The 11,099-nt window shown below is 65.0% G+C and carries 10 protein-coding genes; 6 read left to right on the top strand and 4 right to left on the bottom strand.

The window, feature by feature from the left end:
• The first annotated feature begins 9 nt into the window (after positions 1-9).
• Positions 10-1,011: a YihY/virulence factor BrkB family protein gene (locus VL752_RS02905; RefSeq protein WP_325352238.1), complete on the top strand. Its 1,002-nt coding sequence runs from the start codon at positions 10-12 to the stop codon at positions 1,009-1,011.
• Here VL752_RS02905 and VL752_RS02910 read toward each other — a convergent pair.
• On the bottom strand, positions 979-4,020 hold the full coding sequence (locus VL752_RS02910; protein ID WP_325352239.1) for a glycosyltransferase family 2 protein: 3,042 nt from the start codon (positions 4,018-4,020) through the stop codon (positions 979-981). The two genes, VL752_RS02905 and VL752_RS02910, sit on opposite strands and share 33 nt — an antisense overlap.
• A gap of 128 nt (positions 4,021-4,148) precedes the next feature.
• The gene (locus tag VL752_RS02915; RefSeq protein WP_325352240.1) at positions 4,149-4,697 is read right to left on the bottom strand and encodes a hypothetical protein; all 549 of its coding nucleotides are present in this window, start codon (positions 4,695-4,697) and stop codon (positions 4,149-4,151) included.
• Positions 4,698-4,835: 138 nt separating this feature from the next.
• On the opposite strand from VL752_RS02915, the gene VL752_RS02920 reads away from it, so the two are divergent.
• From VL752_RS02920 to VL752_RS02930, 3 genes are read left to right on the top strand one after another with little or no spacing between them, the layout of a single operon-like run.
• Positions 4,836-5,561 carry a response regulator transcription factor gene (locus VL752_RS02920; protein WP_325352247.1) on the top strand — a complete coding sequence of 242 codons (726 nt, stop codon included), beginning with the start codon at positions 4,836-4,838 and terminating at the stop codon, positions 5,559-5,561.
• A complete protein-coding gene (locus VL752_RS02925) occupies positions 5,558-6,961 on the top strand; it encodes an ATP-binding protein (RefSeq protein ID WP_325352241.1) in 1,404 nt (467 codons plus the stop codon). Before VL752_RS02920 ends, VL752_RS02925 begins: the two co-directional genes overlap by 4 nt.
• Entirely contained in the window at positions 6,958-8,070 is a 1,113-nt protein-coding gene (locus VL752_RS02930) for a glycosyltransferase (RefSeq protein WP_325352242.1), read from the top strand. Before VL752_RS02925 ends, VL752_RS02930 begins: the two co-directional genes overlap by 4 nt.
• A 54-nt stretch (positions 8,071-8,124) precedes the next feature.
• Here VL752_RS02930 and atpC read toward each other — a convergent pair whose 3' ends face one another.
• Together atpC and atpD are read right to left on the bottom strand one after the other, a co-directional pair.
• Positions 8,125-8,538 (bottom strand): ATP synthase F1 subunit epsilon, encoded by a 414-nt coding sequence (gene atpC, locus VL752_RS02935; RefSeq protein ID WP_325352243.1) that lies wholly within the window; start codon positions 8,536-8,538, stop codon positions 8,125-8,127.
• Positions 8,539-8,561: 23 nt separating this feature from the next.
• Positions 8,562-10,034, bottom strand: coding sequence for a F0F1 ATP synthase subunit beta (gene atpD, locus VL752_RS02940; RefSeq protein ID WP_325352244.1), 1,473 nt, complete (start codon positions 10,032-10,034; stop codon positions 8,562-8,564).
• A gap of 228 nt (positions 10,035-10,262) precedes the next feature.
• On the opposite strand from atpD, the gene VL752_RS02945 reads away from it, so the two are divergent.
• Together VL752_RS02945 and VL752_RS02950 are read left to right on the top strand one after the other, a co-directional pair.
• Positions 10,263-10,646: a GntR family transcriptional regulator gene (locus VL752_RS02945; RefSeq protein WP_325352245.1), complete on the top strand. Its 384-nt coding sequence runs from the start codon at positions 10,263-10,265 to the stop codon at positions 10,644-10,646.
• A 75-nt stretch (positions 10,647-10,721) separates the two neighbouring features.
• On the top strand, positions 10,722-11,099 hold a 378-nt coding region (locus tag VL752_RS02950), incomplete at its 3' end, for an SPFH domain-containing protein (protein ID WP_325352246.1).

Consider the following 11,099-nt stretch of genomic DNA (forward strand, 5'->3'; position numbering starts at 1 on the left):
CTCTTCTTCATGCCGATCGTCAACGACACGCTGAAGCACGAGATCAAGGAGCAAATGAAGACTCCGCGCGGCCGCGTGCTGCGCGACACGACGCTTGCCATGATCTCGGACTACATGTCCCTGAACGCGGCCGGCTGCGCCTTCTACGCGACCCTCGCTTTGTTTCCCGCGGTCACCATGCTGATCTCGATCTACGGCATGGTTTTCGATCCGGTCACGGTCGAGCCGCAGCTCGCCTATCTGCGCCAGATCATGCCGCCTGCGGCGTATCAGCTGCTCTCGGACCGTGTGCATGAGTTGGTGAGCAACCATAGCGGCACCTTAAGCATCAGCCTGATCGTCAGTCTGACCATCGCCTTCTGGTCGGCGGCCTCGGGCACGAAATCCCTGATCTGGGCGCTCAACTTCGCCTACCGGCGGAAGGAAACGCGGGGCGTTCTGCAGTTCCAGGCCCAGGCGATGGTAATGACCTTCGGCGCGATCCTGGCTGCCGTGCTCGGCATCGGCGTGCTGGTCGGCCTGCCGACCGCCTTCTCCGCCCTCGGCCTCTCCCGCTACACCGCACAGCTCGCCCATCTCTCCGGCCTCGCCGGGCTTTTCGTCTTCGTGCTCGGCATGCTCATGCTCTTCTATAAGCTGGGCCCCGCGCCGCATCCCGACGGCGTGGGCCCCGTGCTGCCAGGGGCGATGACGGCGTCCCTCCTGTGGCTGCTCGTCTCCGTCCTCTTCTCGCTCTATGTCAGCAAGATCGCGAGCTACAGCGCCGCCTACGGTGCCCTTGGCGCCGCCGTCGGCGTCATGATGTGGTTCTGGGTCAGCGCCTATGTCGTGCTCTTCGGCGCCGAGCTCAATGCGCAGATCGAGCGCATGCGCCGGCGCCGCCACCAGCCGGAGCCAGCGACGCCGGCCCAGGATCTTCTTCCGCACGACATGCTGGGCGAGCAGGACGAGATGAGCCAAACCGGCAACGCCCGATCCTCAGTCGGCAACCACGACGATTCCCCCCGCTGAGCCTGCCTTGTTGCGGCGGCGGCCCCCGGCGGCCGGCGCGGCGGCCGGTCCGGCTTCCGGCGCCCGCAGGCGCGTGCGCCCGAGATCGACGGGAACGATCCGCGGCCCGGCGTAGCCGCCTCCCTCCTCCACCCGCACCCGATGATCATAGGCATAAAGCTCGAGGATCGGGCTGTAATAGGGATCACCGCGACGCAGCAATTCTGCCCAATGCGTCTTCAGCCGGGCGTTGTCCCTCGGGTGCTTGAGTTCCCCCTTGGCGCTGCGGGTCACGGATTCGTGGTGATAGTGGACGGTGCGGCCGTCATAGATGATCTTGTAGCCGGCACGGCCGACACGCAGGCAGAGATCGGTGTCGTTGAAGCCCACGAGATAGGCTTCGTCGAAGCCATTGACCTCCTCAAAGACCGCCATACGCATCATCATGCAAGCGGCCGTCACGGCTGAGAAATCGCGCACCGCTGGCAAGGACGAGTTGTAGCCGAGCGTGCGGCTGCCGTCCTCCTGCCAGACCGGCTCGAACCGCAGCGCGTGGTCGGCAAGGTCGTTGATCCCGAGGATGACACCGCCGTGCTGCACCCGCTTGTCGCTGTACATGAGTGCGGTGCCGACGATACCGGTGTCGGGTCGTGCGGCGAGCGAGCGCATGCGTTGCAGCCAACCCGGCTCCACCACCTCGATATCGTTGTTCATGAACAGCACAAAGGGCTCGCCCCGGCCTTCCCGCCGCACAGCGAGATTGTTCATCAGCGCGTAATTGAAGATGCCCTTGTGAGGCATGACGGTATGTCGCTTCGCGATCTCGGCAAGATATTTCTTCGATTTCGGCTGTTTCGACTCATGATCGATGACGATGAGGCGGTACTCGCTCTCCGGCGTTGTGCGTTCGATTGCTGCAATGCACTGGCGCAGGACGTCGACCCCGTCTTTGGTCGGGATGAGGATGAGCACACGACCGCCGGGATCGGGCCAGGCGATCTCGAACTGGTTGAACTCGGCCGCAGGCCGCGCCCGGGCGCCTGCGCCCACGCGGTCCAGATGGCGCTGGATGGAAGCGGTGGACGCCGCCATCACCTCGGCCTGCTTCGTATGGCCTGTACTGGTGCCGTGCGTGCGCCAGCGATAGAGCACGCGCGGCACGTGGGCGACGCTGCGGCTCTGCTCGATGGCCCGCAGGATGAAGTCGACATCGGCCGAGATGGCGAGCCGCTCGTCAAAACCGCCGATGCGCTGTGCGATCTCCGTGCGGAGAGCCACCATATGCACGAAGTAAGGATGCGACAGGTAATAGTCGTAGGAGAAGGCCGGGCGGGCGCGCACGTCCAGCACCACGGAGCTGTCCTCCGTCGTGATCGCTTCGTCGCTATAGATGAAGTCCGCGCCCGTCTCTCGCGCCGTCTTGAGCAGGTGATGCACCGCATCGGGCTCCAGCACATCGTCATGATCCATGAGCGCGAGATACGGATGGCGTGCCTCGCGCATGCCGAGAGTCGTGGCGCCGGCAATACCGAGGTTGCGCCGCGCGCGTATGACGCGGATACGCGGATCGGTCTGCGCGAACCAGGACAGAATCTGCTGCACCTGCGGCTCGGTCGAGCAGTCATCAACACAGATGAGCTCCCAGGCCTCGCACCATTGCGTGCAGACGCTGCGCAGCGCCTCCATCAACCATGCGCGCTTGGTGTTGTATACCGGCATGACGATGGACAGGCCTTGGCCCCGCGCCGCATGGTTGATGTGGCGACGCAGGCGCGCCAGCGTGCGCGGCGGGATGCCGCGATCGGGCGTGAGGTAGCGGCGGATATTGGGATTGAGCATCGGCTGCTGCGGCCCGCCGTTGAGTGCGATGTCCGTGCCCTTGATGCGAACGGTGATGTCTCGCCCGAACAGCGTATGCAGCGGCTCGGTGAAGGGAATGCGGAAGCCGCAGCGCTCGGTCGGCATGCCGGCTTCCAGCACGTCGCGCCGGAGGCCGCTCGCGACGGCCTCACCCACCACGCGCCCGTCGCACACTGCCTCCACCGTGCAGGGCTCTGTCGGCCGGCGCAGGTCAATCACCCAGCCGCAGGCCAGGTTCCCGTCGATATTGTCGAAAAGCCCGCGGATTTCAGCAGAAAGCGACAGCAGCTTCGGGCTGCCGGCAAGATGGGTAGCGGTCCCCGCGACGAGGATGGAGAGCGCCTCGCCATGGCCGAGACCGGCGAAGATCTTCTTCGGGATGGTGAATCCGCACTGATCCGGAATTCCCCGCGCCGCGAGATCCGGCCTCGCCTGCGCCGCGACGACCTGACCGAGCAGCCGGTCACCCGCCTTGACGTCCACGGTCATGCGCCGGGCCGGGTCCCGCAGATCGGAAAGCCAGCCCGAAATCGCATCGGCCGAGGCGTGATCGACATGGCCCGCGATGCCCATCGCCCGGCCAGAAGCTTGCAGTGGCGGGTCTATCTGCCGGCCGCTGACGTGAACTGTGAGCGTCCGGGGGACATCGACCGGCAGCAGCGTGACGAGCGGCAGGAGAGCCCGATAGTGGGTCCGGCCGGCCTCCAATCCCTCCCCCGGCATAGCGAGCCCGACGGCCTGAACGCTGCCGTCCTCGGTCAATGCCAGGACGGCAAGCGAGACGACCGGACGCTCCGCCATGCTCGCCTCGAAAACGAGCCTGCCATCGGCGAGCAAAAGGCGCTCGATCCTGAGATCCAAGGCGGGATCGAGCGGGATGGGCGCGGAGAGGTGGCTGCCTCCGGTCTCGAGGGAGACGAGATCGACCGTGTGCGGCAGGTTGTGGGGTGGCAGCGAGAAACTCACGCTTGGGGCCGGGCGCGCAAGCGAGATCTGGGCGAGCGCATGCCCGTCCAGGAGGATGTTGTAGATGCCCGGGCGAAAGGTCCGGCTCTGCGGCAGCGTGAGGGTTGCGACCCCCTCCCGGAGGCCGAGCCCAGGCAGGACAGCATCCGGCCGGGCGGGCTCCGCCGCCGCGGAAGGATGTGCAGGCCTAGAGTTCTTCGCCATCGGAATGCCCCCGGTCTGCTCCCTCTATCGCCGGTTCACACCCGGGTGATCAACCCCCGCGTGCAGGACAAGCCGGACCGCCCCTTTCCGCCGGAGACGCCCGGCCGGAAAGCGGCGGGAGGCGATCGTCAGCCAATACGGGTCATGCGCCCGCTATGGGGATCGACCGAGAAGCGGGCGATGACCGAGCCATCCCCGGTCGTATAGGCGAAGCTGATGCTACCATCTGCCGCCGAGGTAACGTCCGCCACTTTCCAGTCATGGTTGCCATGGATCAGCAGGATCGCCTGGGCGAGCGTCTGCACGTCGCTCGCGCTCAGCTTCTTGTCATTCTGGTTGAAGAACAGGCCCCAGGTCATCTCCATATGACGCATGCGGCCCATCATGCCGTGCATCCCCGGATGCGGCGGCATGCCCATCCCGTCCATGCCGTGCGGCCCCATGCCGGGGGGCGGCATATGGCCCATAGGGCCAGGCGGCGGCACATCCGCATCCGGACCGGCGCTGGCGGCGGGCGGCGGCGGCGCCGCCATGTCGGCGAAGAGCTGCGCGACCGGCACCGCGTTCTTCGGCTGGTCGGCGCTTGACGCGCCTTTCGGCAGGTCGCCGGCGAAGCTCTGGACGGTCGCGCCCGCCAGGGCGACGGTGATGATGGCGGCCGTGGTAATGCGTCCCATTGGATTTACCTTTCTGGTTTCTGCCAACGACGCCTTTGTCCCGCGATTCTGTGACGGAGAGAGGTCCCGAACGCGACAAAGTGCAACAAGCGCTCAATGCACCTGCACGATCTGTCATCATTCGCCTATCTTCTGATCATGGATATCCGGCCACACCTTCTCGTCATCGACGACGATCACGAAATCCGTGACCTGCTGACGCGCTTCATGGAAAAGCACGGCTTCCGCGTCACCGCCGTCCGCGATGCGCGCGAAGCACGCCGCGCCTGGACCCGCGGCGCCTTCCAACTCGTCGTGCTCGACCTCATGCTGCCGGGCGAGAGCGGCCTCGACCTTGCGCGCTGGCTGCGCGACCAGGAGGACGTGGCCATCGTCATGCTGAGCGCGATGGGGGAGGATACCGACCGTATCATCGGCCTCGAACTGGGCGCGGATGATTACATTGCCAAACCGTTCAACCCGCGGGAACTTCTCGCCCGTATCCGTGCTATCATGCGGCGTGCCACGGACACTCAGGGAAACGGCTCCAATGGAGATCGAACGGCTCGGCCGCTGCGCTTTGCCGGCTGGACACTGGACCCAGCACGGCGCCGCCTGCTCAACCCGGACGGTGTCGAAGTGCCGCTCACCGGCGGCGAATACGATCTGCTCTTCGCGCTTCTCGAAAGGGCCAACCGGGTGTTGACGCGGGACATGCTGCTCGACCTGCTGCGCGGGCGACAGGCCGGCCCCTTCGACCGCGCGATCGACGTGGCCGTCAGCCGCCTGCGGCGCAAGCTGGATGACCAGGGCGGCGGCGCGCAACTGATCAAGACCGTGCGCGGCGGCGGCTATGTGCTGGCGGCAACGGTCGAGCGCGCGTGACGGCAGAGAATACTTCGGCACCACCGGCGCGACCGCCTTGCCCCTGGTATCGCCGTATCCGGCTCTGGCCGCGCAGCCTTGCGGCGCGGACGGCCTTCGTTCTGCTGACTGGTCTCGTCGTCGTGCAGACGCTGGGTCTCGGCATTCATACGCTGGACCGCAACGACCTCGTGCGTCTGGCCGCCGTGCGGGTCTTCAGTTTCCGGGTCATGAGCATCTATCGCGACCTGGCCGAGGTCCAGCCACCTCAGCGCGCGCAGCGGCTGCGCAAAATCGAGCTGCCGCCGACCTTCTCGGTCACGCTGATGGACGAGACCGACGATCTCTTCTCCAACCTGTTGCCGACGCCGCCACCCATCCGGCACAGCATCCTTCTCAACATGGACAGCTTCCCCCTGCCGCCGGAGCTGCGGCCGCAGCACGTGCACTTTGGGGTGAACCCGGAAACCCGACACGAATACACCGCGCTGCAGATGCCGGACGGGCGCTGGCTGGTGATTTCCAGCCTGCTGCCGAGCCCCGATTCCATCCGCGGCACCGAATTTCTGATCGCCTTCATCGTCATGACGGTCCTGGCCGCGGCCATGACGCTCTGGGCGGTGCGGCGGCTGACCGCGCCCGTGCGCACCCTGGCCGCCGCCGCGGAAGCCCTGGGACGCGACGTGAATGCGCCACCCCTCCCTGAGGGCGGGCCCTCCGAAATCGCCGCCGCCGCCCGAGCCTTCAACACCATGGCCGGCCGCATCCGCCGTTTCGTTCAGGACCGCACGCTGCTGCTGACCGCCATCGGCCATGACCTGCGCACGCCCATTACCCGCATGCGACTGCGCGCCGAATTCATGGAGGATGACGAGCAACGCGCGAAGATGCTGCAGGATCTGGATGAGATGGAGGCGATGGTCTCAGCGACCATCGCCTTCGGTCGCATCGCGAGCCCCAACGAACCCGTCTCCCCCATCGACCTCGCCGAGCTCCTCCGCACCGTACTGGACGAGGCCGGCGATGCCGCCCCCGAGATCGCGGATCGCCTGCGCTACGAAGGGCCCGACCATTGGACGGTGCGGGTACGCCCCCAGGCCTTCAAACGCGCGCTGACCAATCTCGTTAGCAATGCCGTCAAATACGGCAATTGCGCCCAGATCCGCCTTCTGCAGCCCGGCCGCCAGGGCGGGACCCTGCGGATCGAGGTGAACGACGAGGGACCGGGCATTCCAGCTGAACACATGACCCGGCTGCTGCAGCCCTTCCAGCGGCTGGAGAACAGCCGCAACCGCGAGACCGGAGGCGTCGGCCTCGGCCTTGCCATCGCCCGCGACATTGCGCGCGCTCATGGCGGCGATCTCATCCTCGGCAACCGGCCCGAAGGCGGCGCTCGCGTGACCTTGACCTTGCCCGTATGAGACCCCGCTTCCTCGTCTACCGCGACGTCATCCTACCGGCCTCCGAAGCCTCCTTCATGCGGCGGCAATACATCGGCTTCTCCCGCCTCGACCCGGTCTGGGTCGGGCGTCGCATCACGCCGGTCGCGGCGGAGATGGGTCTGGTCGCCCGGCGGCTCGGTGGCAATGGCCCTTTGGGCGATCTGAACCGGGCCGCGTTCAAGGAGTTCGGCCTGGTGCCGGAGACGGCAGCGCTGCGGGCGATGAACCCGCTGCTGATCCATGCACAGTTCGGGCGCGGCGGCGCACTCGCCTTGCCCCTCGCCCGCAAGCTCGGCCTGCCGCTGGCCGTCACCTTTCATGGCGGCGACGCGCATAAGGACAAGCATTACCGCACCGGCCTGACCCAGGGGGTCTACGCCCGCCGCCTCGCCGCGCTGAAGGAAGAGGCACGCCTCTTCATCTGCGTCTCGGAGAGCGTTCGGCAAAAACTGCTTCAGCGCGGCTTTCCGCCCGGCAAGCTCCTCGTCCACCCGATCGGGACCGATATTCCGGCCGAAGTCCCGTCACCACGGGCCACGGGACCGCTGCTCTTCGTCGGCCGTTTCGTCCCCAAGAAGGGCCTGCCGGTACTGATCGAGGCCTTGAAGATGCTGCATGCCGAAGGTCAGGAGCCGGAGGCGCTGATCGTAGGAGACGGGCCGCTGGCCATGGAACTGCGGACGGCGGCGGCCGGTCTCGAACGCCTCACCTTCCTCGGCTGGCAGAAGCCCGAGGAGGTTGCCGCCCTCATGCGCCGTGCCTCTCTGCTCGTCGTGCCCAGTGTCCGCGCCAAGGATGGCGATGCCGAGGGCCTGCCGAGCGTCGCGGTGGAAGCCATGGCGCAGAGCCTGCCGGTGATCGGCACCGATGCGGCGGGGCTGGAAGGGGTCGTTCTTCCCGGACGGACGGGCGCCATCCTGCCCGCCGGCAATGCCGAGGCCCTGGCCCGCACGATCGCCGATCTCGTGACGGCGCCGGACTGGCGAATGAGCCTGGGGACGGCCGGTCGCGCCCTGGCACAAGGCGCCTTCGACGCTCGCGCCCAGTCCCGCAGCCTGGAAGCCCTGCTGCTCTCGCTTATTGCCTGAACGCAAAAGAGCCGCGCCGGGTTGCCCCGGCGCGGCTCTTTTGGAACGTCTTTCTCAGTGCGAGGAACCGGTCACGTCGACAATCGCCTGGGCAACCTGAACCTTCTCCATCAGCGGCACGAGGCGGTCCAACCGGCCGGCCTTCTCAGCCTCCCCCAATTCGCGCATCGCATCGCTCAGCTGACGTTCGCCGTCCGCGCGGTTGAGGCTGGACGATGGTTCCGCGGTATCGGCCAGAACGGTCACGCGCTCCTCGGTGATTTCGGCGAAGCCGCCGGTCACGAAGTACCGGGCGGTCACGCGCTCGCCCTCATAGAGGATCACCTCGCCGCCGCGCAGCACGGTGATCATGGGGCTATGCTCCTGCAGCACGCCGATATCGCCTTCCAGGCCCGGGATCACGACCATGTCCACGGACTGGGAGACGAGAAGCTTACTGGGGCTGACGATCTCGAGGGAGACGGACACCTGACTATCCTTACCTAAGCCGCTCAGGCCTTCTCACGCATCGTCTCGGCCTTCTTGATGACCTCCTCGATGGTGCCGACCATGTAGAAGGCGCCTTCCGGAAGATCGTCATACTTGCCGGCGACGAGGTCTTTGAAGCCCTTGATGGTGTCCGCAACCTGCACGAAGACGCCCGGAGAACCGGTGAAGACCTCGGCCACGTGGAAGGGCTGGCTGAGGAAGCGCTGAATCTTGCGGGCGCGGGCCACGACCAGCTTGTCGTCCTCCGAAAGCTCGTCCATGCCGAGAATGGCGATGATGTCCTGGAGCGACTTGTAGGTCTGCAGGATCTTCTGAACGTCGCGTGCCACCTGGTAATGCTCCTCGCCGACGATCCGCGGATCGAGGGAACGCGAGGTCGAGTCGAGCGGATCGACCGCCGGATAGATGCCCTGCTCCGCGATCGAGCGGGAAAGCACGGTCGTCGCGTCAAGGTGGGCGAAGGACGTGGCGGGCGCCGGGTCAGTCAAGTCGTCGGCCGGCACGTAGATCGCCTGCACCGAGGTGATGGACCCCTTTTTGGTGGAGGTGATGCGCTCCTGCAGGGCGCCCATGTCGGTCGCGAGCGTCGGCTGATAGCCCACCGCCGAGGGGATGCGGCCGAGCAGCGCGGAAACTTCCGCGCCCGCCTGGGTGAAGCGGAAGATGTTGTCCACGAAGAAGAGCACGTCCTGGCCTTCCTCGTCGCGGAAGTATTCCGCAATGGTGAGGCCGGAAAGGGCGACGCGCATGCGCGCACCCGGCGGCTCGTTCATCTGGCCATAGACCAGCGCCACTTTGGAGCCTTCGGTGGTGTTCTCACCCAGCTTGATGACGCCGGCATCGACCATCTCGTGATACAAATCGTTGCCTTCGCGGGTGCGCTCGCCGACGCCGGCGAACACGGAAAATCCGGAACGCGCCTTCGCGATGTTGTTGATGAGCTCCATCACGATGACGGTCTTGCCGACGCCCGCGCCGCCGAACAAACCGATTTTGCCGCCGCGTAGAAAGGGTTGAATCAAGTCGATGACTTTGATTCCCGTCTCAAACATCTGCAGTTCGGTTGACTGCTCGTCAAACGAAGGTGCGTGGCGGTGAATCGGATAACGTTGCTGGTGCGGCACCGGCCCGAGGTTGTCGACCGGGTCGCCAATCACGTTCATCACGCGACCCAGGGTGCCCTCGCCCACCGGCACCGTGATCGGCCCTCCGGTGTCAGTTGCTTTCATGCCGCGCACCATGCCGTCGGTGGGTAGCATCGAGACGGCGCGCACGCGACGTTCGCCCAGGTGCTGCTGCACTTCCGCAATAACATCGATGGGGTCGGGCACTTCGAAGCCATCAGAGGTAATTCGCAGCGCCTGGTAAATCGGCGGCAGGTAGTCTTCTCCGAATTCGACATAGACCACCGGGCCGATAATTTGCACCACTTTGCCGACGTGTCCGTTCGCGCTGGTTCCGTTGGGCGTAGCCATATTCAGTTCAGTCAACTCCTTCGATTGAAAGCAGAAGCCTTACAGATAAGAACTGGAAGGGTTTTAAAGATTGAGAAGATAACATAGCCTCGACCTCCTTCTCAAACCGCGAAAACCGGCCTATTTGCCTCAATTAGATGCCTCGGCCGTGCCGAAAAGTCACAAAAAGACCGGTGAAGATTTTTGAAACCTAACTTGTTCTATTGTCGTAGTACAATGGTGTAAGCGATGTTCCATATAGACACCAAACATCCGACGCCGCTTTATCACCAGCTTGAGCGATCCATTAAATTCGCGATTGCCACGGGAAAGCTGCGGATCGGCGACCAGTTGCCGACCGTACGGCAGTTGGCGGTGGAGTTGAAGATTAACGCTAATACCGTCGCGAAGGTCTACGCGGAATTGGAACGCTCCGGGGTGTTGCAGACGCGGCGTGGCGTGGGCACGTTTGTGCACGATCGGCCGGCCGAAGTCGCATTCAGTCGTCGGGATCGTGAAAGACATCTCCGTGAGCTGTCGGATCATTTCATTGCCGAGACCCATTCGCGCGGCTTCTCGATTGATGAAGTGATCGAACACCTGGAAAGTCGCAGGAAGCGACGCGCGAATTAAGTTGTGCGACTTGGTGATTTGCGACGGTTCGCAAATCAGCAACTTGCGCCACAGAGCGCGGAAGGAGAATCAACAATGGCCAACATTCAACTCATTGAGAATCGCATCAGCAATCTGCCGTCCCCGTCGGGGCCGCGTGTAAATTTCGTACAGGGCGTCGCGTTTCTCGCGCCGCTGGCGCTGGGCGCGCTGGCAACGTTGCTAACATGGAGTCCCGCGGGAGTACTCGTTGGATTGCTGCTCGGTCTGCTACTCGCGCAGTCCCCCAAAATCGCGCGGCAATGGGAGCGCGCAGTTGTGCTGCGCCTGGGCAAGTACGCCGGTTTGCGCGGACCGGGCCTGTTCTGGATTGTTCCCTTCGTTGACAACATTTCCGCGTGGATCGATCAGCGCGTGATCACGACTGGCTTTGCCGCGGAAGAGACGCTGACCAGCGACACAGTGCCGGTGAAC

The sequence above is a fragment of the Acidisoma sp. genome (assembly GCF_035492295.1).
GTDB lineage: Bacteria > Pseudomonadota > Alphaproteobacteria > Acetobacterales > Acetobacteraceae > Acidisoma.

Coding starts and splice junctions, on each gene's coding strand:
- VL752_RS02910 (WP_325352239.1), bottom strand. CDS start 4,020: ATGGCGAAGAACTCTAGGCCTGCACATCCTTCCGCGGCGGCGGAGCCC.
- VL752_RS02945 (WP_325352245.1), top strand. CDS start 10,263: ATGTTCCATATAGACACCAAACATCCGACGCCGCTTTATCACCAGCTT.
- VL752_RS02920 (WP_325352247.1), top strand. CDS start 4,836: ATGGATATCCGGCCACACCTTCTCGTCATCGACGACGATCACGAAATC.
- VL752_RS02930 (WP_325352242.1), top strand. CDS start 6,958: ATGAGACCCCGCTTCCTCGTCTACCGCGACGTCATCCTACCGGCCTCC.
- atpD (WP_325352244.1), bottom strand. CDS start 10,034: ATGGCTACGCCCAACGGAACCAGCGCGAACGGACACGTCGGCAAAGTG.
- VL752_RS02915 (WP_325352240.1), bottom strand. CDS start 4,697: ATGGGACGCATTACCACGGCCGCCATCATCACCGTCGCCCTGGCGGGC.
- VL752_RS02905 (WP_325352238.1), top strand. CDS start 10: ATGCCGATCGTCAACGACACGCTGAAGCACGAGATCAAGGAGCAAATG.